The organism is Leclercia sp. Marseille-Q4284 (assembly GCF_916618945.1).
Lineage (GTDB): Bacteria > Pseudomonadota > Gammaproteobacteria > Enterobacterales > Enterobacteriaceae > Enterobacter > Enterobacter tamurae.
Genome location: NZ_CAKAKG010000001.1, coordinates 885,748 through 906,208, shown reverse-complemented (window position 1 = coordinate 906,208; position 20,461 = coordinate 885,748). Strand labels below are relative to the sequence as shown.

Annotated in this window: 18 protein-coding genes and 1 tRNA gene; 12 read left to right on the top strand and 7 right to left on the bottom strand. The window is 56.7% G+C overall.

The window, feature by feature from the left end:
- Window positions 1-9: 9 nt before the first annotated feature.
- From LG383_RS04140 to yejF, 7 genes are all read left to right on the top strand, one after another.
- Window positions 10-714: a phosphatase PAP2 family protein gene (locus tag LG383_RS04140; RefSeq protein ID WP_225758389.1), complete on the top strand. Its 705-nt coding sequence runs from the start codon at window positions 10-12 to the stop codon at window positions 712-714.
- 426 nt (window positions 715-1,140) lie between these two features.
- Window positions 1,141-1,710 (top strand): bifunctional murein DD-endopeptidase/murein LD-carboxypeptidase, encoded by a 570-nt coding sequence (gene mepS / locus LG383_RS04135; RefSeq protein ID WP_106995370.1) that lies wholly within the window; start codon window positions 1,141-1,143, stop codon window positions 1,708-1,710.
- 181 nt (window positions 1,711-1,891) lie between these two features.
- Window positions 1,892-3,448 (top strand): cyclic di-GMP phosphodiesterase, encoded by a 1,557-nt coding sequence (locus LG383_RS04130; RefSeq protein WP_225758388.1) that lies wholly within the window; start codon window positions 1,892-1,894, stop codon window positions 3,446-3,448.
- 75 nt (window positions 3,449-3,523) lie between these two features.
- The gene (locus LG383_RS04125; RefSeq protein ID WP_225758387.1) at window positions 3,524-5,329 is read left to right on the top strand and encodes an extracellular solute-binding protein; all 1,806 of its coding nucleotides are present in this window, start codon (window positions 3,524-3,526) and stop codon (window positions 5,327-5,329) included.
- Between the two features lie 9 nt (window positions 5,330-5,338).
- Complete coding sequence (locus LG383_RS04120) at window positions 5,339-6,433, top strand: microcin C ABC transporter permease YejB (protein ID WP_106995373.1); 1,095 nt, start codon at window positions 5,339-5,341, stop codon at window positions 6,431-6,433.
- Window positions 6,433-7,458 (top strand): ABC transporter permease, encoded by a 1,026-nt coding sequence (locus LG383_RS04115; protein ID WP_225758386.1) that lies wholly within the window; start codon window positions 6,433-6,435, stop codon window positions 7,456-7,458. Before LG383_RS04120 ends, LG383_RS04115 begins: the two co-directional genes overlap by 1 nt.
- A gap of 1 nt (window position 7,459) precedes the next feature.
- Entirely contained in the window at window positions 7,460-9,049 is a 1,590-nt protein-coding gene (gene yejF, locus LG383_RS04110; RefSeq protein WP_225758385.1) for a microcin C ABC transporter ATP-binding protein YejF, read from the top strand.
- Window positions 9,050-9,052: 3 nt separating this feature from the next.
- Here yejF and LG383_RS04105 read toward each other — a convergent pair whose 3' ends face one another.
- The 3 genes from LG383_RS04105 to rsuA all read right to left on the bottom strand — a co-directional run bounded on the left by LG383_RS04105 (window position 9,053) and on the right by rsuA (window position 11,650).
- Window positions 9,053-9,397, bottom strand: coding sequence for a YejG family protein (locus tag LG383_RS04105; RefSeq protein WP_106995376.1), 345 nt, complete (start codon window positions 9,395-9,397; stop codon window positions 9,053-9,055).
- Window positions 9,398-9,730: 333 nt separating this feature from the next.
- Window positions 9,731-10,927, bottom strand: coding sequence for a Bcr/CflA family multidrug efflux MFS transporter (locus LG383_RS04100; RefSeq protein ID WP_106995377.1), 1,197 nt, complete (start codon window positions 10,925-10,927; stop codon window positions 9,731-9,733).
- Window positions 10,928-10,942: 15 nt separating this feature from the next.
- A complete protein-coding gene (rsuA, locus tag LG383_RS04095) occupies window positions 10,943-11,650 on the bottom strand; it encodes a 16S rRNA pseudouridine(516) synthase RsuA (RefSeq protein ID WP_106995378.1) in 708 nt (235 codons plus the stop codon).
- 151 nt (window positions 11,651-11,801) lie between these two features.
- On the opposite strand from rsuA, the gene LG383_RS04090 reads away from it, so the two are divergent.
- Window positions 11,802-13,562 carry a DEAD/DEAH box helicase gene (locus tag LG383_RS04090; RefSeq protein ID WP_225758384.1) on the top strand — a complete coding sequence of 587 codons (1,761 nt, stop codon included), beginning with the start codon at window positions 11,802-11,804 and terminating at the stop codon, window positions 13,560-13,562.
- 126 nt (window positions 13,563-13,688) lie between these two features.
- Complete coding sequence (gene rplY, locus LG383_RS04085; protein ID WP_106995380.1) at window positions 13,689-13,973, top strand: 50S ribosomal protein L25; 285 nt, start codon at window positions 13,689-13,691, stop codon at window positions 13,971-13,973.
- 51 nt (window positions 13,974-14,024) lie between these two features.
- On the opposite strand, the gene yejK is transcribed toward rplY, so the two are convergent.
- The gene (yejK, locus tag LG383_RS04080; RefSeq protein WP_106995381.1) at window positions 14,025-15,032 is read right to left on the bottom strand and encodes a nucleoid-associated protein YejK; all 1,008 of its coding nucleotides are present in this window, start codon (window positions 15,030-15,032) and stop codon (window positions 14,025-14,027) included.
- A gap of 134 nt (window positions 15,033-15,166) precedes the next feature.
- Between yejK and LG383_RS04075 the strand changes: the two genes are divergently transcribed.
- From LG383_RS04075 to LG383_RS04065, 3 genes are all read left to right on the top strand, one after another.
- Entirely contained in the window at window positions 15,167-15,394 is a 228-nt protein-coding gene (locus LG383_RS04075) for a YejL family protein (protein ID WP_032612681.1), read from the top strand.
- Between the two features lie 19 nt (window positions 15,395-15,413).
- A complete protein-coding gene (yejM, locus tag LG383_RS04070; protein WP_225758383.1) occupies window positions 15,414-17,174 on the top strand; it encodes an LPS biosynthesis-modulating metalloenzyme YejM in 1,761 nt (586 codons plus the stop codon).
- Between the two features lie 71 nt (window positions 17,175-17,245).
- Window positions 17,246-17,322 (top strand) — tRNA-Pro (locus LG383_RS04065).
- A gap of 50 nt (window positions 17,323-17,372) precedes the next feature.
- On the opposite strand, the gene LG383_RS04060 is transcribed toward LG383_RS04065, so the two are convergent.
- From LG383_RS04060 to LG383_RS04050, 3 genes are all read right to left on the bottom strand, one after another.
- Window positions 17,373-18,776 (bottom strand): DUF1996 domain-containing protein, encoded by a 1,404-nt coding sequence (locus LG383_RS04060; RefSeq protein WP_225758382.1) that lies wholly within the window; start codon window positions 18,774-18,776, stop codon window positions 17,373-17,375.
- Window positions 18,777-18,867: 91 nt separating this feature from the next.
- Complete coding sequence (locus LG383_RS04055; RefSeq protein ID WP_225758381.1) at window positions 18,868-20,052, bottom strand: MFS transporter; 1,185 nt, start codon at window positions 20,050-20,052, stop codon at window positions 18,868-18,870.
- A 25-nt stretch (window positions 20,053-20,077) separates the two neighbouring features.
- Window positions 20,078-20,338, bottom strand: coding sequence for a DUF2534 family protein (locus tag LG383_RS04050; protein WP_106995385.1), 261 nt, complete (start codon window positions 20,336-20,338; stop codon window positions 20,078-20,080).
- Window positions 20,339-20,461 lie beyond the last annotated feature (123 nt).

Below are 20,461 nucleotides of genomic sequence, written 5' to 3'. Positions count from 1 at the left end.
GGCATGATGATGAAAACCCGACTAATTCCCATTTTATTGCTCAACCTCGCTGGCCTGGCGCTCTTTTTATCCTGGTATCTGCCGGTCAACCACGGTTTCTGGTTCCCGCTGGATAGCGGGATATTTCACTTCTTTAACCAGCAACTGGCAGAGAGTCGCGCCTTCCTGTGGCTGGTGGCGATCACCAATAACCGGGCCTTTGACGTCTGCTCCCTGCTGGCGATGGGCTACCTGATGCTCACCTTCTGGCGCAACGAGAGTGCTGCCGGGCGGCGGCGTATTCTGATGATCGGCCTGGTGATGCTGCTGACGGCAGTGGTCTTGAACCAGCTGGCACAGGCTCTTATTCCGGTGAAACGCTCGAGTCCGACGCTATTTTTCCCGGATATCTACCGCGTCAGTGAATTGCTGCATATTTCGACAAAAGACGCCTCGAAGGACAGTTTCCCGGGCGATCATGGCATGATGCTGCTTATTTTCACCGCCTTTATGTGGCGCTATTTTGGTCATAAGACTTTCGCATTAGCCCTGATTATTTTTATGTTTTTCTCTTTCCCGCGGGTAATGATTGGCGCGCACTGGTTCAGCGATATTGCCGTCGGATCCCTTTCAGTGGCGTTGATTGGGCTTCCCTGGTGTCTGATGACCCCCTTAAGCGATCGCTTAATAGGCTTATTTGATCGCTATCTGCCCCGGGTAATTCAACAATCTTAAAACAAATTTCTAACCAAAATTAATAGTTTCAGTCAGGGATTATCACCAATCCCTGATTGATTATCTTCCTGCATCCCTCCCCACTGTCATCTTACTGTAATAGTAATAACGTTAGAAATTAACACGTTGTTCAATACTTAACCTAAATTAAGCCGCCATATTGCTTTGCCGGTTGCTCACTTTCGGTATCACATTTTCTTATAAAAAAAAGGATATTTTTTCTCGCAATGACCGTCCCGATCGGGTACTCTCAGACTCGTTTTACCTCAGCGCTGCAATTATTATCGTTGTAAATAAATTTGTGCGATTCGCCACAGATTTGACCATAAAGAATTGTCTGATAGTGCGCAGGTATTTAGTCTCGTCTCGCTTGGCATTTTTTATAACGATATTTGTCGTTAAGGACTTCAAGGGATAATAAACAACATGGTCAAATCTCAACCGATCTTGAGATACTTCTCACGGGTGATCCCGGCGATTGCAGTAGCGGTTCTGCTTTCAGCTTGTAGCGCATCGAATACCGCAAAGAATATGCATCCTGAGACGCGTGTTGTGGGGTCGGAAGACGCCTCTTCACTGCAAGCTTCTCAGGATGAATTTGAAAAAATGGTCAGCAATCTGGATATTAAATCCCGATTAATGGACCAGTATGCTAGCTGGAAGGGCGTGCGCTATCGCCTGGGCGGCGATACACGTAAAGGGATTGATTGTTCCGGTTTCGTACAACGTACTTTCCGCGAGCAGTTTGGTTTAGAACTTCCGCGTTCGACCTATCAACAACAGGAAATGGGCAAATCGATCTCGCGTAGCAGCTTACGCACCGGCGATTTAGTGCTGTTCCGTGCGGGTTCTACCGGCCGTCATGTCGGCATCTATATTGGTAACGACCAGTTTGTCCACGCGTCCACCAGCAGTGGTGTGACTATCTCCAGTATGAACGAACCGTACTGGAAAAAGCGCTACAATGAAGCGCGCCGTGTACTGACTCGCAGTTAACCGCCTGTGCTGTCCGTTTCCCTTGACTGACAGCATGGTAAAAAAGCACTGCTTATGCAGTGCTTTTTTTTTGTACCTCAACATGGAAATCAGGTCTGGCCGTTCCAGGCTATAGTCTGATAGTTGCGTGAGTTTAGCCGTCATGATAACGCGGGCGGCACATCAGGATCCGATAACATTTATGTTTACCCGCCATTTATCAACCCGTCGAAGAGTGCTGATGCTCAGCGTCCTTGTCGGTCTTATTGTCGCCCTGCTCTGCGGCGGTATGCAGTTTTTTTTCAGTTATCACAAACGGGAAGTGAAATACGATAATCTGATTACCGACCTCCATGACTACATGGCCGATTATTTTAAAGAGCTGCGCATCTCAGTTGATGAATTGCAGCCGCTGACCTTAAGCCAGTGCCACGAAGTCAGCGCCGAACTAACTTCCCGCGCCGCATTCAGCCTTAACGTCCGGGCCTTCCTGCTGGTAAAAGATAAAATCGCCTTCTGCTCGTCAGCTACCGGGCCATTGCATGTGCCCCTCAGCGAGCTGGTGCCGGATATCGACATTAGTAAAGAGGTCGATATGGTCCTGCTGCCCGGTACGCCGATGATGCCGAAAAAACCGGCCATTGTGTTATGGCACCGAAATCCGCTGCTGGATAACGGCGGGGTATTTACCTCTATTAATCTCAACCTGACCCCCTATCTGTTATATACCGCCCGCCAGGATGAATTTGCCGGTATTGCCCTTATTATCGGCAAGACCGCTTTTTCGACCTATTCAAACCAGTTAATCCCTGTTTCGGACCTGAAGGAACACCCTGCGCGCGCCAGCCAGATTGAGGGGCTGCCGCTCACCATTCATCTGTACGCCGAAACCTGGACGCTGGCCGATTTGCAATTTGCGCTGCTGTTTGGGCTGATGTGTGGCTCCAGCATTGGGGTGCTCTGTTTCTACGGGCTGATGAACCGCGCCAATCCGCGGAAAGAGATCCTCACCGCCATTAAGCAGAACCAGTTTCACGTGGTCTATCAGCCGGTCGTGGATGCGGTTACTCTACAGCCGGGCGGCGTGGAGGTGCTGATGCGCTGGCACCATCCCGGCGCCGGGGAGATCCCGCCTGATGCCTTTATTAGCTTTGCGGAAGCGCAGAAATTAATTGTGCCACTGACGCTGCATCTCTTTGACCTGATCCTGCGCGACGCCCCGGCGCTGAAAAAATGCCTCCCGCCGGGTTCCAAGCTGGGGATTAATATCTCGCCGGGCCATCTGCATGCCGACAGCTTCAAGGACGATATGCGCAAATTCGCCGCCTCGCTGCCGCCAGATCATTTCCAGATTGTGCTCGAAATTACCGAGCGCGATATGCTGAATCAGCGGGAAGCGACGAAGCTGTTTGAGTGGCTGCATCTGGAAGGGTTTGAAATCGCGGTAGATGACTTTGGGACCGGGCACAGCGCCCTGATCTACCTTGAGCGTTTCACCATGGACTATCTCAAAATCGACCGGGGCTTCGTCAACGCCATCGGCATGGAGACCGTCACCTCCCCGGTGCTGGACACGGTGCTGACCCTCGCCCGGCGGCTGAATATGGTGACCATCGCCGAAGGTGTCGAGACCCCCGAGCAGGCGAAATGGCTGCGCGATCACGGCGTCAATATGCTTCAGGGCTACTGGATCAGCCGCCCGATGCGCCTGGAGCAGCTTATGACCTGGAAACCGGATATACATCCCGACAGCGAATAATTTCCCAACCACCGCTACGTCACTTATTATTCAGGTATCCGGCCCGGCCAGAGTGTAAGAGGAAAACGTAGCGGAATGATTGTGCGCATAATAGTGCTGCTGATGGCGATGATGAGTGGGCTCAGCCAGGCGCAAACCATCAAAGAGAGCTACGCGTTCGCGGTGATTGGCGAGCCGAAATACGCCATCAACTTCGATCATTACGATTACGTCAACCCCGCTGCGCCGAAAGGGGGCAGCGTCACCCTGGCGGCCATTGGTACCTTCGACAACTTCAACCGCTACGCCCTGCGCGGCGTGGCGGCCGAGCGCACCGACGCCCTCTACGATACCCTCTTCACCACCTCTGACGATGAGCCCGGCAGCTACTATCCGCTGGTAGCAGAGCAGGCACGCTACGCCGATGATTTTTCGTGGATGGAGCTGACCATCAACCCGCTGGCGCGCTTTCATGACGGCACGCCGGTGAAGGCCAGCGACGTGGCCTTCACCTTCCATAAATTTATGACCGAAGGGGTGCCGCAGTTCCGGCTGGTCTATAAAGGGGCCACGGTGACGGCCATCGCCCCGCTGACGGTGCGCATTACGCTGACCAAACCCAATAAAGAGGATATGCTGAGCCTGCTGACCCTGCCGGTGATGCCTGAAAAGTTCTGGAAAGATCACAAGCTCAGCGATCCGCTCGCCACCCCACCGCTGGCTGGCGGGCCGTACCGCATCACCCGCTGGCGGATGGGCCAGTATCTGATCTACTCCAGGGTGAAGGATTACTGGGCGGCCAACCTGCCGGTGAACCGGGGCCGCTGGAATTTTGACACCCTGCGCTACGACTACTATCTGGACGATAACGTGGCCTTCGAAGCCTTCAAAGCGGGTGCCTTTGATATGCGGGTGGAGAGCAGCGCCAAAAACTGGGCCACGCGCTACATCGGGAAAAACTTTGACCGCGGCTTTATCGTGAAAGAGGCGCTGAAAAACGACTCCGCTCAGGATACGCGCTGGCTGGCGTTTAATATTCAGCGCCCGGTATTCAGCGATCGCCGTGTTCGCCAGGCCATTACCCTCGCCTTTGATTTTGAGTGGATGAACAAGGCGCTGTTCTATGGCGCCTACAGCCGGGTTAACAGCTATTTTCAGAATACAGAGTACGCGGCAAAGGGATACCCGGATGCCGCGGAACTGACCCTCCTCGCCCCGCTGAAAAGCGCGATCCCCGCCGAGGTGTTTACCACCGTCTTCCAACCGCCGGTCTCAAAGGGCGATGGCTACGATCGTAATAACCTGCTGAAAGCCAGTCAGCTGCTGGACGAGGCTGGCTGGGAGATCAAAAATAAGCGGCGGGTCAACAAGCAAACCGGCAAACCGCTCAGCTTTGAGCTGCTGCTGCCCTCGGGCGGTAATAACCAGTGGGTGCTACCGTTCCAGCACAATCTTGAACGGCTGGGCATTACCATGAACATCCGCCAGGTGGATAATTCGCAAGCCACCAACCGCATGCGCAACCGTGATTACGATATGATGCCGCGCCTGTGGCGGGCGATGCCCTGGCCCGGGACTGACCTGCAGATCTCCTGGTCCTCGGAATACATTGATTCAACCTATAATGCGCCGGGGGTGAAAAACCCGGCCATCGACGCCCTGATTGCGCAAATCGTTGCCGCACAGGGCGATAAAGAGAAGCTGCTGCCCCTCGGGCGGGCGCTGGATCGGGTCCTGACCTGGAACTATTACATGCTGCCAATGTGGTTTATGGCCCAGGACCGGGTAGCCCGCTGGGATAAATTCGCCCTGCCGGCCCAGCGCCCGGTCTATGCGCTCGGGTTTGAAAACTGGTGGTATGACGTTAACAAAGCGGCGAAATTACCCGCCGAGCGGCGTTAAGGATACGCAATGGGCGCTTATTTACTTCGTCGTTTACTGCTGATAATCCCCACCCTGTGGGCGATTATCACCATCAACTTTTTTATCGTGCAGATCGCCCCGGGCGGCCCGGTGGATCAGGCGATTGCCGCCATCGAGTTCGGCAACAGCGGGTCGATGCCCGGCGGGGGCGATGAAGGGATGCGCGCCAGCCACGCCCGCACCGGGGTGGGCAATATCAATGAGAGCCACTATCGCGGCGGGCGCGGCCTCGATCCGGAGGTGATCGCCGAGATCACCCAGCGCTACGGCTTTGATAAACCGATCCACGAACGCTACTTCAAAATGCTGGGGGACTATCTGCGCTTTGATTTTGGCGACAGCCTGTTTCGTAGCGCCTCGGTGCTGCATCTGATCAAAGAGAGCCTGCCGGTGTCCATCACCCTGGGGCTGTGGGGAACCCTGATTATCTACCTGGTCTCGATCCCGCTCGGCATCCGCAAAGCGATGTATAACGGCAGTCGGTTCGATATCTGGAGCAGCACCTTCATTATTATTGGCTATGCGATCCCGGCGTTCCTCTTTGCCGTGCTGCTGATCGTCTTTTTTGCCGGGGGGAGTTATTTCGACCTCTTCCCGCTGCGCGGGCTGGTGTCGACCGATTTTAGCACTCTGCCGTGGTACAAGAAGATCACCGATTATCTGTGGCACATCACCCTGCCGGTGCTGGCGACGGTGATTGGCGGCTTTGCGGCCCTGACCATGTTGACCAAAAACGCCTTCCTCGACGAGATCCGCAAGCAGTACGTGGTCACCGCCCGCGCCAAAGGGGTGAGCGAGCGAGGCATCCTGTGGAAACATATTTTTCGTAACGCCATGCTGCTGGTGATCGCCGGCTTCCCGGCCACCTTTATCAGCATGTTCTTTACCGGCTCCCTGCTCATTGAGGTGATGTTCTCTCTCAACGGTCTGGGGCTACTCGGCTACGAGGCCACCGTCTCGCGGGATTACCCGGTGATGTTTGGCACGCTCTATATTTTCACCCTGATTGGCCTGCTGCTGAATATCCTCAGTGATATCTGCTATACGCTGGTCGATCCACGCATTGATTTTGAGGGTCGCTGATGCCGCGCTTAAGCCCCATCAACCAGGCCCGCTGGGCTCGCTTTCGGGCCAATCGCCGCGGCTACTGGTCGCTGTGGATTTTCGCCCTGTTTTTCCTCCTCAGCCTGTGCTCAGAGCTGATTGCCAACGACAAGCCGTTGCTGGTGCACTTTAACGATCGCTGGTACGTCCCGGTGGTGAAAACGTACAGCGAAAGCGACTTCGGTGGCCCTTTCGCCACTGCGGCGGATTATCAGGACCCGTGGTTACAGGCGCAGCTCAACAACCACGGCTGGGTGCTCTGGACCCCGGTCCGCTTTGGTGCCACCAGCATTAACTTTGCCACCACCACCCCGTTCCCGTCTCCGCCTTCGGCGCAAAACTGGCTGGGTACCGATGCCAACGGCGGGGACGTGCTGGCGCGCATTCTCTACGGGACGCGGATCTCGATTCTGTTTGGCCTGCTGCTGACCCTGTTTTCCAGTGTGATGGGGGTACTGGCCGGGGCGATTCAGGGCTACTACGGCGGCAAAATTGACCTCTGGGGGCAGCGATTTATCGAAGTCTGGTCCGGCATGCCGACGCTGTTCCTGATCATTCTGCTCTCCAGCGTGGTGCAGCCCAACTTCTGGTGGCTGCTGGCGATCACGGTACTCTTTGGCTGGATGGCGCTGGTGGGCGTGGTGCGGGCCGAGTTCCTGCGCACCCGTAACTTCGACTACATCCGCGCCGCCCAGGCATTGGGGGTAAGCGATCGCGGGATCATTTTCCGCCACATGCTGCCGAACGCCATGGTGGCCACCCTGACCTTCCTGCCGTTTATTCTGTGTAGCTCCATCACCACCCTCACCTCGCTCGATTTCCTCGGCTTCGGGTTGCCGCTGGGGTCGCCGTCGCTGGGCGAGCTGCTGTTACAGGGCAAAAACAACCTGCAGGCGCCGTGGCTCGGGATTGCCGGTTTTCTCTCCGTCGCCGTGCTGCTTTCGTTGCTGATTTTTATTGGCGAAGCGGTCCGCGATGCCTTTGATCCGAATAAGGCGGTGTAAGATGACCCAGCCTCTGCTTCATATTGACGCCCTCTCCATTGCCTTTCGCCAGCAGGGTGAGCTGCGCACCGTGGTGAATGATATTTCCCTGCAAATCGATGCCGGGGAGACGCTGGCGCTGGTGGGGGAATCGGGTTCCGGGAAGAGCGTCACCGCCCTCTCCGTGCTGCGCCTGCTCCCCGCCCCGCCGGTGGTCTACCCGCAGGGCGATATCCTGTTTCACGGCCAGTCGCTGCTGCATGCTGACGAGCGCACCCTGCGCGGGGTACGGGGCAACAAGATCGCCATGATTTTCCAGGAGCCGATGGTGTCGCTGAACCCGCTGCATACCCTCGAAAAACAGCTCTACGAGGTGCTCTCCCTGCATCGTGGGATGCGTAAGGAGGCGGCCCGCGGAGAGATGCTCGACTGCCTTGAGCGCACCGGGATCCGCAACGCCGCCAAAAGGCTGGCGGATTTTCCCCATCAGCTCTCCGGTGGTGAACGCCAGCGGGTAATGATTGCCATGGCGCTGCTGACCCGCCCGGAATTACTGATCGCCGATGAACCCACCACCGCCCTGGATGTTACGGTGCAGGCGCAGATCCTCCAGCTGTTACGCGAGCTGCGCGACGAGCTGAATATGAGCCTGCTGTTTATCACCCACAACCTCAGCATCGTAAAAAAGCTGGCCGACCGGGTAGCGGTGATGCAGAGCGGCCGCTGCGTGGAGCAGAACCGGGCCGCGACGCTGTTAGCTGCCCCGCAGCATCCCTACACCCAGCGGCTGCTTAACAGCGAACCTGACGGGGATCCCGTTCCGCTGCCGGATACGGCACAACCGCTGCTGAGCGTAAAAGATCTGTCCGTGGCGTTTCCGGTGCGCAAAGGCCTTTTGCGTCGGGTGGTGGATAATAAGCAGGTGCTGAACAACGTCAGCTTCACGCTGCGCCCCGGAGAAACCCTGGGACTGGTGGGTGAGTCCGGCTCCGGGAAGAGTACGACCGGGCTGGCGCTGCTGCGCCTGATCGCCTCGAAAGGGGAAATTATGTTTGACGGCCAGCCGCTGCACCGCTGGGATCGCCGACAGATGTTGCCCGTCCGCCACCGGATACAGGTGGTGTTTCAGGATCCGAACTCCTCCCTGAATCCGCGTCTCAACGTACAGCAAATTATTGAGGAGGGGCTACGGGTGCATCAGCCTGACCTCAGCGCGCAGGCGCGTGAAGAGGAGGTCATTCGGGTGATGGGCGAAGTGGGACTGGATCCGCAGACCCGGCATCGTTATCCGGCTGCCTTTTCCGGCGGCCAGCGCCAGCGCATCGCCATTGCCCGCGCGCTGATCCTGCGCCCGGAGCTGATTATTCTGGATGAACCGACCTCATCGCTGGATAAAACCGTGCAGGCGCAAATCCTGGCCTTGCTGAAAAATCTGCAGGAGAAGCACCGGCTGGCCTACATCTTTATCAGCCACGATTTACAGGTGGTCAGGGCGCTGTGTCACCAGGTGATTGTGTTACGGCAGGGAGAGGTGGTCGAGCAAGGGGAGTGTCAGCGCGTGTTTGCCGCGCCGACGCAGGCGTATACGCGTCAGCTGTTAGCGTTACGCTGACGCTCAGACAGGAGCCTGACCTGCTACGGATTCGGCGATCGCCACCCCGAAGTTTTTCAGGCGGCAGGTCGCCGCGAACTCATCCTGACTTTTCACGAACAGGCACGGCTCGCCTTCGCACTCCAGGACCGAGCTGTAAAGCTCAATATCGGTCAGGGCCTGACTCAGTTTTTCCATCACCGGCCATGCGTTGCCCTCTTCCGGGCCCAGCAGCTTGAGCGCCACCAGACAGTTGTCACCGTTCGCGGCATTTTGCGGAATCGGTTCAACCTTCGAGCCTGCAAAACCCGCCGACCAGCGATAGCTTTGCGGCAAGCGATGAATAATGGAGAGCTGTAATGTATTCACGTCTGTTCCCCGGAAGCACAATATACTTCACAATCTATTTACATTTATAGTAACACATCATTAAACACTTGCTCTGTTTTGAGTAAGAAAACGCTTACACCCAGTTCCTGCGGGCTCTGGCGTCTTATTTATCAGGGCTTTTAGTCAGTGTTTCAGATCGATAGCGGCGCTATATGTACCCGTTTCTGTGATCTAACACAACCTTTTTAGGTACAAAGCTGTGACTATTTACACAAATATATTTTACATAAAAGAAACAAACATGGCCTCAGAGAAACCAGTTTTGATTGACCCGAATCAAAAAAGGGCCCCATCGGGACCCTTTCTTGTGCGTTATTTCACCGCTTTTCGGGGCCGACTGGCGTAGAGGCAGAACAGAATTGAGCCGGTGGCGCACAACGCAATTGACCAGAGCATCGGCCAGGCGCTGGTAAAGGTCGCGAGCGACAGCAGCGCCCCAACAATGGCGCCAATGCCGAAGCGGAAAGTGCCCGCCAGGGAGGAGGCGGTCCCGGCCATATGCGGGAACTCGTCGAGGATCACCGCCATCGCGTTAGACGACACCATCGAGATACAGCCGACAAACGCCGCGATACCCACCACCAGCGTCCAGAAGCCGACGTCGAAGAAGGCAGTCACCACCATCCACACCGCCATCACGAACTGGATCCACAGTCCGATGCGGAACATGTTCAGCGCCCCCACCTTGCGGACGAAGCGGCTGTTAATCATGGTCAGCACAAAGATGAACACCACGTTCAGCGCAAAGTAGTAGCCAAAATGCTGCGGGGAGACGTGGTTAAGCTCGATGTAGACAAACGGCCCGGCGCTGAGGAAGGAGAACATCCCGGCAAAGCTGAAGCCGCTGGCCAGCATATAGCTCAGCACGCGCTTATGGCGAAACAGTGAGGCAAAGTTACCGAGAGTGGTGCGGATATGAAACTTCTGTCGATGCTCAGCGGGCAGAGTTTCCTTAATAAAGAAGAAGATCATCGCCGAGGCCAGCAGGGCCGCCAGCGCCAGGATCCAGAAAATCGCGTGCCAGCTGAACCACACCAGCACCGCGCCACCGACCATCGGGGCTACCAGCGGCGCAACGGTGGTGACCAGCATGACGAATGACATCATGCGGGAGAACTCTTCTTTCGGGTAGATATCACGCATCAGGGCGTTGATCACCACGCTGGCCGCCGCGGCCGCCAGGCCGTGGAAGAAACGCATCACAATCAGGTGATCGATGGACTGCGCCATCGCACAGGCCGCTGCGGCAACGGCAAACACCAGCGTCCCGCCCAGCACCACCGGTTTGCGGCCCAGGCTGTCGGCCATCGGTCCGTACAGCAGCTGGCCGAGGGCAAAGCCGAGGATATAGGTGCTGAGGGTCATTTGTGCGCTACCCGCCGGGACGCCAAATTGCTCAGCGATCACCGGCAGCGCGGGCAGATACATGTCGATGGACAGCGGCATCAGCATGGCCAGCAGGCCAAGGATAAAGACAATGCTGAACGACGAGTGTGGCCTGGTGGTCACAGTTAACTCCTGAAATTAGCGTGAAGAGAGGCCAACGCTGGCAATTTCTTCTTCCGTCAACGGGCGGTATTCGCCTGGCGCAAGGTCCGGGTCGAGAGCGATCTCGCCGATCCGTTCGCGATGCAGACCGACAACGTGGTTACCCACGGCAGCAAACATGCGTTTTACCTGATGGTAGCGCCCTTCGCTGATGGTCAGACGCACTTCGGTAGGGGTGATCACTTCCAGCACGGCGGGTTTAGTCAGATCTTTTTCATTATGCAGCTGGACGCCGTGGGCGAATTGTTCTGCCGTGCTGTCACTCACCGGCGATTCGAGGTTCACCAGATAGGTCTTTTCGCACTGGTGGCGCGGCGAGGTAATACGGTGCGACCACTGACCGTCATCGGTCATCAGCACCAGGCCGGTGGTGTCGATATCCAGACGTCCGGCGGCGTGCAGCTTATGTGCCACAGGCTCATCCAGGAAGTAGAGCACGGTCGGATGATCGGGATCGTCAGTCGAGCAGACATAGCCTTGCGGCTTATTGAGCATGAAGTAACGCGGGCCGTTCTGCTGGGTCAGCGAATTGCCTTCATATTCCACCTGATGCTCAGGCTGGAGTTTGAACGCGCTGTCTCGCACGATATCGTCATCCACAGTAACGTGGCTGCCGCGAATCAGACGCGCAGCAATAGCGCGGCTTACGCCGAGTTGCTGAGCGATAAACTTATCAAGTCGCATGAAATAATTTTAGCCTTAAAGGTGCCAGGAGCCGGACGAGGCGCCCGGAAAAGAAGCAGTTAACAACAGCTCAGTATAACGGGCTCTGTGCGCCACTCAAGGGAAAAAGTTTCGTGGCATACTATATGCGGGATAACAAAGCTGAGTAACCATGACCTTTACACTTCGCCCCTATCAACAGGAAGCCGTGGACGCCACCCTCGCCCACTTTCGTCAGCATAAAGAACCGGCCGCCATCGTCCTGCCCACCGGGGCGGGCAAAAGCCTGGTGATCGCCGAGTTGGCGCGCCTGGCACGCGGGCGCGTGCTGGTGCTGGCGCACGTCAAAGAGCTGGTGGCGCAGAACCATGCCAAGTATCTGGCGCTGGGCCTCGAGGCCGATATTTTTGCCGCCGGGTTACAGCGCAAAGAGAGTCACGGCAAAGTGGTGTTTGGCAGCGTGCAGTCGGTGGCGCGCAATCTGGACAAGTTTCAGAGCGAGTTCTCGCTGCTGATCGTGGATGAGTGCCATCGCATCAGCGATGACGACGACAGCCAGTATCAGCAGATCCTGGCCCACCTGAAGAGCGTGAATCCTCACATCCGTCTGCTGGGGCTTACCGCCACCCCGTTCCGCCTCGGTAAAGGCTGGATCTACCGCTTTCATTATCACGGCATGGTGCGCGGCAATGAAAAGGCGCTGTTCCGCGACTGCATTTACGAGCTGCCCCTGCGCTACATGATTAAACACGGCTACCTGACGCCGCCGGAGCGGCTGGACATGCCGGTAGTGCAGTACGATTTCAGCCGGCTGCAGGTGCAGAGCAATGGCCTGTTCAGCGAGGCGGATCTCAACCACGAGCTGAAAAAGCAGGATCGTATTACCCCGCACATCATCAGCCAGATAATGGAGTTTGCCGCCGAACGCAAAGGGGTGATGATTTTTGCCGCTACCGTGGAGCACGCCCGGGAAATCACCGGCCTGCTGCCCCCCAGCGAAGCGCGGCTTATCACCGGCGAAACGCCGGGCAGCGAGCGCGATCGACTGATTGACGATTTTAAAGCGCAGCAGTTCCGCTACCTGGTCAATGTGTCAGTGCTTACTACCGGCTTTGACGCCCCGCACGTGGATCTGATCGCCATTCTGCGTCCGACTGAATCGGTCAGCCTCTATCAGCAGATTGTCGGCCGCGGCCTGCGTTTAGCCCCCGGCAAAACCGACTGCCTGATTCTGGATTATGCCGGGAACCCACACGACCTGTACGCCCCGGAAGTGGGGGCGCCAAAGGGGAAAAGTGACAACGTCCCCGTGCAGGTATTTTGTCCCGGCTGCGGGTTTGCCAACACCTTCTGGGGCAAAACCACCGCCGATGGCACCCTGATTGAACACTTTGGCCGCCGCTGTCAGGGCTGGTTTGAAGATGACGACGGCCATCGCGAGCAGTGCGACTACCGCTTCCGCTTTAAAAACTGTCCGCAGTGTAACGCCGAAAATGACATTGCCGCCCGCCGCTGTCGCGCCTGCGATACGGTGCTGGTCGATCCCGACGATATGCTGAAAGCGGCCCTGAAGCTGAAGGACGCGCTGGTGCTGCGCTGCAGTGGGATGGTGCTGGCCCACGGCGCGGATGAGAAAGGCGAATGGCTGAAAATTACCTATTACGATGAGGATGGCGCTGACGTGAGTGAGCGCTTCCGTCTGCAGACGCCCGCCCAGCGTACCGCCTTTGAACAGCTGTTTATCCGCCCGCATACCCGCACGCCGGGTGTGCCGCTGCGCTGGATAACCGCGGCGGACATCGTCCATCAACAGCCGCTGCTGCGCCACCCTGACTTCGTGGTGGCGCGGAAAAAAGGGCAGTTCTGGCAGGTGCGTGAGAAGGTTTTTGATTATGAAGGTCGCTACCGCCGGGCCAATGAATTACGGGGATAAAGGGACTTTTCATTGATGTGCGGGTCATTTGAGTATAAAATGCCGCCCGCTTCACATCCGTGAGGCTGAACACTTACCTGCTGCTGGGTCGCCTGTAGCAGGAATAATATGTACAGAGAGAAATCAATGTTAACTATCAATGTAGAAGCACGTAAAGAGCAGGGCAAGGGTGCGAGCCGCCGCCTGCGCGTAGCAAACAAATTCCCTGCCATCATCTATGGCGGCGAAGCTGCTCCGATCGCAATCGAACTGGACCACGACAAAGTGTGGAACCTGCAGGACAAGCCTGGTTTTTACGGCGAAGTTCTGACCCTGGTTGTTGACGGTAAAGAAGAAAAAGTGAAGGTTCAGGCTGTTCAGCGTCACCCGTTCAAGCCAAAACTGTCTCACATCGACTTCGTTCGCGCGTAATCGCTAACGTATCGAGAAAAAACCCCGCATTGCGGGGTTTTTTTATGGCTGTTATTTACCGCCGGAAGTGCGACGCTGCAGCTGATCGCGCAGGTTTGGCGGGGTGCCTTTAATGGTCAGCGTGTCGGTCGCCGGATCCCAGAAAATGCGCTCACCCAGCAGCATGGCATCGAAGTTAATGGTTAACCCACCGCCGCTACCGGCAAATTTGGTGAGCTGACGCAGGGTGCTGCGATCCGCCGGGAAGCTCTCTTCCAGCTCATAGCCTTTCTCTGCCGTAAAGTCCTGGAAACTCACTTCGCTGACGCCAGCCAGCTCTTTAGAGAGGGATTCCAGCTCGATCTCCTCTCCCGCCTGCAGCTGCTCGTTGCAGTAGGCGTACACCTGCTGACGCACGTTCTGGCGCTCGGATTTGTCCAGCTCGGCCTCCGCGGTGAAGTCATCCACCGCCTGCAGCAGGCCTTTGTTCTGTGCTTTGGCGTTCAGGCCTTCGCTGGCGCCGAGGAAATCCATAAAGAAGTCGGCAACCTTGCGCCCTACCCGCCCTTTCAGGAAGGTCAGATAGCGGGTCGATTCCGGATTGGTTTCCCATTCGGTCAAATCGATACGCGCCACGATATCCGCGTGGTTGATATCCAGATAGTGGGTAGAGCTGATATCCAGCTGCTCATTGACGCGCATACTGCTTAAGTTGTTCAGTACCGCCACCAGCAGGTACTCCACCGCCAGGTAGCGATAGTGGCAGAACAGGACGATCCCGCCGTCGGCAAACGGGTATTTAGCCAGCTCATCGCGCAGACGGCCGGTAGCGGCCCGGCTGAAGGCGAGGAAATCCTCTTCGCCCTGACGCTGCAGGCGCAGGGTCTGCGCCAGTTCACTCTCTTCGCTGAACAGGCCATAGGCTTTGTTTTTGGCGCTGTAAACTCGGTGCAGCTCCGCGATCATGTCAACCGCGGTAGGGGTAGGTTCCAGTAACGAATCGCGCAGCACCAGCTCAAGGGTTTGCTCATCACGCTTGATAAGCTGGTGCAGGGCAATCTGGTTGATATCCAGACTCATGATAAACTCTCCTTTTAGACCGGGCCGTATTCAACCACCCGCCAGACATGTATGCAACCGAAGATAAAAAAGGGGAAAAAAAGCTGTTGCTACGGTAATATGTTGCCCTTTCCTCTACAAACAGATTTCGATTTATGCCACAACTCTCCCGCTACAGTGATGAACACGTTGAACAAATGCTCAGTGAGCTGCTCAACGTACTGGAAAAACATAAGGCGCCAACCGACCTTTCCCTGATGGTTCTGGGCAATATGGTGACTAACCTTATCAATACCAGCGTTGCGCCGGCCCAGCGCCAGGCGATCGCGAAATCTTTCGCTCAGGCCTTACAGTCCTCGGTTAACGACGACCAGGCGCACTAAGGGAAACGAACGACAGTTTATGGTGACGAATCGTCAGCGCTACCGTGAAAAAGTCTCCCAGATGGTTAGCTGGGGGCACTGGTTTGCCCTGTTTAACATTCTGCTGGCGATGGTGCTGGGCAGTCGTTATCTGTTTGTCGCCGACTGGCCGACAACACTGGCCGGACGCGTCTATTCGTGGATGAGCGTCATAGGCCATTTCAGCTTTCTGGTCTTCGCCACCTATTTACTGATCCTCTTCCCGCTGACCTTTGTCGTCATGTCGCAGCGGCTGATGCGGTTTGTCTCCGCGATCCTGGCCACTGTGGGCATGACGCTGCTGCTTATCGACAGCGAAGTCTTTACCCGTTTCCACCTGCATCTAAATCCTGTCGTCTGGGAACTGGTGATTAACCCCGACCAGAACGAAACCGCGCGTGACTGGCAGCTGATGTTTATCAGCGTGCCCATTATTCTGCTGATTGAGATGCTTTTTGCCACCTGGAGCTGGCAAAAGCTGCGCAGCCTGACGCGTCGTCGTCGCTACGCCAAACCGGTTGCCGCTCTGTTCTTCGTGGCCTTTATCGGCTCGCACTTCATGTATATCTGGGCGGATGCCAACTTCTATCGGCCAATCACTATGCAGCGCGCAAACCTGCCGCTCTCCTATCCGATGACCGCCCGCCGCTTCCTCGAGAAACACGGCCTGCTGGATGCGCAGGAGTATCAGCGCCGCCTGATTGAGCAAGGCGATCCCGAAGCGGTATCGGTGCAGTATCCGCTCAGCGATCTGCGCTACCGTGATATGGGCCAGGGCCAGAACGTCCTGCTGATCACCGTTGACGGCCTGAACTACTCGCGCTTTGAGAAGCAGATGCCGACGCTGGCGGAGTTTGCCGATAAGAACATCAACTTTACCCAGCATATGAGTTCCGGTAACGCTACCGATACCGGGATCTTCGGCCTGTTCTACGGCATTTCGCCGGGCTATATGGACGGCGTGCTGTCGTCGCGTATTCCTGCGGCGCTGATCACCGGCCTGAACCAGCAGGGTTACCAGCTGGGGCTGTTCTCGTCTGATGGCTTCAGCAGCCCGCTCTTCCGTCAGGCGCTGCTGTCCGACTTCTCGCTGCCGGCCACCCGCAGCCAGTCCGACGCTCAGACCGCCGGACAGTGGATCAGTTGGCTGAACCGCTATGCCCAGGACGATAACCGCTGGTTCTCCTGGGTTGCCTTCAACAGCACCACCCTGGATGACAGTAACCAGAAAACCTTTGCCCGCCGCTACGCTCAGGCTGCCGGCGATGTGGATGCCCAGATTGCGCGCGTGCTGAACGCCCTGCGTGAATCCGGCAAGCTGGAGAATACGGTGGTAGTGATCACCGCGGGTCACGGCGTGCCGCTGGGCAACGAGCGCAACGATGTCGACTGGTCCCGCCCTCGTCTGCATGTTCCGCTGGTGATCCACTGGCCTGGCACACCATCGCAGCGCATTAACATGCTGACCGATCACAAAGATGTGATGACCACTCTGATGCAGCGTCTGCTCCACGTCAGCACGCCAGCCAATGAGTATTCCCAGGGTCAGGATCTGTTCAGCGCCACCCGTCGCCACAACTGGGTGACCGCCGCCAGCAACAATACGCTGGCCGTCACGACGCCAGCCCTGACGCTGGTCCTGAGCAGCAACGGGAATTACAAAACCTATAACCTGCAGGGTGAAAAACTCAACGACCAGACGCCGCAGCTCAGCCTGCTGTTACAGGTGTTGACGGATGAAAAACGGTTCATCGCTAACTGATTTAAAATTAATCAGTTAGCCTGAACTGACCTTGCATTAAACGCGGAAATAGGTAGTATAAATTTTCGTGTCGGCACGTAGCGCAGCCTGGTAGCGCATCGTCATGGGGTGGCGAGGGTCGAGAGTTCAAATCTCTCCGTGCCGACCAAAAATTCCTCAAAAAAAACCAACCGCTTGCGGTTGGTTTTTTTATGCCTGTCAGATTTCCGGAGTATGTTTGTACCCGCTCAGCATCAGCATCAGGCTCTCTCTGGAATCCGCCGGGCTGAACTGGTAGTGATTGCCCTGACGATCGCCACCGATGTACCAGGAGATCTCGGTTTTCCCTGCGGCCAGCGCTTTACGCACCGCCTTGTCGACATCGACCATCCGGTACTCACGTTTGTTGTTGAGATACAGGATCGCATCCGAACTGTAGTTGCAGGAAGGCCGTTTTTTCCAGGTAACGGTGGCCGGATCCCAGTCGTTGCTGGCGGGATAGAAGAAGATCTGATCCGCGCCGTTAGCTTCGACTTTCCCACCGAAGATACGCACTTTGTACTTAAACAGGGACGGATCCTGGCCGGTCGGCAGCGCAGGGATCTTAAATTTCACCAGGCTCATGGTCTCGACGTTACGGGTACGACCGCCGTTCTTCCAGTTATCCTGAATTAACAGGGTCTGTGCCGTCGGAACCGGCGTGGTTGGCGCCTCGCTGCTCACCCAGACGTTGGCCTTCGCTTTCGAATAGCCATACGGGACGTTGGTGCCGCAATCCATGCCCTGGTTCATGCACATCTCGGTCATAAAGCGCGCTCCCTCTTCGGTCCAGCCGTTCATAAAGTCGGCATGGGCGGTGTACAGACTGCCCCAGTGCTCCTCGCGCGCGTCGCCGTTCATGGTGGGATCGAGGGACAGCTGCGCTTTGGCGGTATCCAGGGAGGTGATACCGTGCAGCACGTAAGCCACGTTCATGTTCACCGTCGGGATCTTCACCGGGAAGCCGGAAGGACACTGCCCTTTCACATCATAGGCCGCGTTAGCCATCCCGTGATGCGGCTTCAGGTTGATGCCATCCCAGCAGTTGGGGAACTGGATGCCGATATTGAACTGCACCGCATCTTTGGCTTTTCTCAGGCCGCACACCTCCCCGATTTTATTGCTGTAACCTTTGCCGTTGGCGCATAAAAAGGTGATCCGCGAGTTAGGACTGGTGCCGTGATGATCCCCCGCCACCATCGCCAGCCCGGCAGGGAACGGGCTGAGGGGATATTGATCGACATTTGAAGCCTGATAATAGGTTTTCTGGTAGGCAGGCTTGACCACCGTACCGTCCGGGAGACGCAGGGAGGGTGCCCAGTAGGCCGAGCTGTCGGCTTTGTTATCGCAGGTGGTTTCTGACTGCTTGCGCAGCGAGGCATAGGATGAGAACGCATCGGTGCGGGTGTTGCCAAAAAAGTCGTGCCACATCGCCTGATTGACTTTGCCGAACATCATTACGGCGTCATCCCCCAGAGTGTGGTTGTAAGCGCAGACAACGTGCGCCTGCGGGCCGGCATGAGCGTAAAGAGAAGGCAGCAGCAGAGCTGATGCCAGCGCGGAATACAGTGTGGTCCTTTTCATAAAAATCTCCTGATAGAAAGGACCACATTGGTAACAAAACGGCGCTAACTCTCCGAATTTTTAACGCAATAATTTTCCGCAGCTGCGCACTTTACAACGCTGCCGGACGCCTGAGGAGATAGGCCAGGGTCACTAGGCAGATCGCCGCTCCGGCGTAGAAGGTATATTCCGCCCCCCACACTTCCCAGATGATTCCCGCGCCCAGGCTGGCAATCAGCAGCGCCACGCCGCTCACCATGCTGAACAGACCAAAGGCGGTACCGCGCAGATCGGCGGGTGCCGTTTTCGCGATCATCGCGGTGAGCAGTCCCTGAGTCATCCCCATATGGATGCCCCACAGCGCCACGCCGAGGATAATCCCCGCCCAGTGGGTGGTGAGCGCCAGCACGATATCCGCCGCGATCAACACTACCAGCCCCCACTGCAGCAGGCGGGTGTGGCTCATGACGTCAGAGAGTTTGCCGAACGGATAAGCAGAAAAGGCGTAAAGCAGGTTCATGGCGACCATCACCAGCGGGATCAGCGCCAGCGGAATATCCGCCTGCTGGGCCCGCAGCACCAGAAAGGCCTCACTGAAGCGGGCCAGGGTAAAGACCGCGCCGAGACCAATCACCCACCAGCAGCTCGCCCCGAGGCGTTTCAGATTCTCTTTTTTGATCGGATTGGTGCGTTTATGGGTGACGGGAGAGGCGGGTTCATGCAGGCCAAAAAAGAGCAGCGCGACGGCAAGCACGCCGGGGATAACGGCGATCCAGAAGATGGTGCGGAAATCGTCGTTCCACAGCAGCATCATGCCGACCGCCAGCAACGGACCAAGAAACGCGCCGATGGTATCCATTGACTGACGCAGCCCGTATGCCGCCCCGCGCAGTTCCGGCGGCGTCACGTCAGCCACCAGCGCGTCACGGGGCGCGCCGCGGATCCCCTTCCCTACCCGGTCAATTAAGCGCGCCCCGAGGATCATCCCCGACGAGGACGCGAGCGCAAACAGTGGCTTGCTGGCCGCACCCAGCCCGTAGCCCAGCAGCGCCAGCCCTTTGCGTTTTCCGAGATAGTCGCTGATGGCGCCGGAGAAGACCTTGACGATCAGCGCCGTGGCTTCCGCCAGTCCTTCGATAAGGCCAATAAAGATGATGCTGGCACCCAGCGTAGTCACCATAAACAGCGGTAACAGGCTATGAATGATCTCCGAAGAGATATCCATCAACATGCTGACGCCGCCAACCACCCAGACCCCTTTGGGGATCCGGCTCAGCGTGGAAAACCGGGAGACCATGCGCCACTCCTGCTAGCGGGAAAACTCAGTGCTTATCGCTGTCCCCGAGGAAAAAAATCCCCAGCGGGATGGCCAGCAGAACGGTAAAGACCGTGCTGTAGACCAGCACCATCGCCGATTGCAGAACGTACATGCTGGTGGTCCACGACGTCAGCGGGATGTTGTACTGCTCAATCACACCGACGATCGTCACACGGCCCACTCCAATCACCGCGATCATAAACACCGTCAGCAGTGCCAGCAGAAATTTTTTCCCGGCCGGCGTGTTAAGTTTTTGGCGTACCATGCATTTATTCCTTCACAGATGAATAACAATGATTGCCGCTAACCCTACCACGATCGTCGCCCCGGCACCAATCCAGTATTTAAAACCACAACAAAGGCAAATAACCAGTGATATAAACCAGAT

What these genes read in the sequence shown, in the direction of transcription:
- yejK (WP_106995381.1), bottom strand. Translation starts at nt 15,032, where the DNA reads ATGAGTCTGGATATCAACCAGATTGCCCTGCACCAGCTTATCAAGCGT.
- rplY (WP_106995380.1), top strand. Translation starts at nt 13,689, where the DNA reads ATGTTAACTATCAATGTAGAAGCACGTAAAGAGCAGGGCAAGGGTGCG.
- LG383_RS04050 (WP_106995385.1), bottom strand. Translation starts at nt 20,338, where the DNA reads ATGGTACGCCAAAAACTTAACACGCCGGCCGGGAAAAAATTTCTGCTG.
- LG383_RS04125 (WP_225758387.1), top strand. Translation starts at nt 3,524, where the DNA reads ATGATTGTGCGCATAATAGTGCTGCTGATGGCGATGATGAGTGGGCTC.
- LG383_RS04060 (WP_225758382.1), bottom strand. Translation starts at nt 18,776, where the DNA reads ATGAAAAGGACCACACTGTATTCCGCGCTGGCATCAGCTCTGCTGCTG.
- LG383_RS04130 (WP_225758388.1), top strand. Translation starts at nt 1,892, where the DNA reads ATGTTTACCCGCCATTTATCAACCCGTCGAAGAGTGCTGATGCTCAGC.
- LG383_RS04140 (WP_225758389.1), top strand. Translation starts at nt 10, where the DNA reads ATGAAAACCCGACTAATTCCCATTTTATTGCTCAACCTCGCTGGCCTG.
- LG383_RS04090 (WP_225758384.1), top strand. Translation starts at nt 11,802, where the DNA reads ATGACCTTTACACTTCGCCCCTATCAACAGGAAGCCGTGGACGCCACC.
- LG383_RS04055 (WP_225758381.1), bottom strand. Translation starts at nt 20,052, where the DNA reads ATGGTCTCCCGGTTTTCCACGCTGAGCCGGATCCCCAAAGGGGTCTGG.
- LG383_RS04120 (WP_106995373.1), top strand. Translation starts at nt 5,339, where the DNA reads ATGGGCGCTTATTTACTTCGTCGTTTACTGCTGATAATCCCCACCCTG.
- mepS (WP_106995370.1), top strand. Translation starts at nt 1,141, where the DNA reads ATGGTCAAATCTCAACCGATCTTGAGATACTTCTCACGGGTGATCCCG.
- LG383_RS04075 (WP_032612681.1), top strand. Translation starts at nt 15,167, where the DNA reads ATGCCACAACTCTCCCGCTACAGTGATGAACACGTTGAACAAATGCTC.
- yejM (WP_225758383.1), top strand. Translation starts at nt 15,414, where the DNA reads ATGGTGACGAATCGTCAGCGCTACCGTGAAAAAGTCTCCCAGATGGTT.
- rsuA (WP_106995378.1), bottom strand. Translation starts at nt 11,650, where the DNA reads ATGCGACTTGATAAGTTTATCGCTCAGCAACTCGGCGTAAGCCGCGCT.
- LG383_RS04115 (WP_225758386.1), top strand. Translation starts at nt 6,433, where the DNA reads ATGCCGCGCTTAAGCCCCATCAACCAGGCCCGCTGGGCTCGCTTTCGG.
- yejF (WP_225758385.1), top strand. Translation starts at nt 7,460, where the DNA reads ATGACCCAGCCTCTGCTTCATATTGACGCCCTCTCCATTGCCTTTCGC.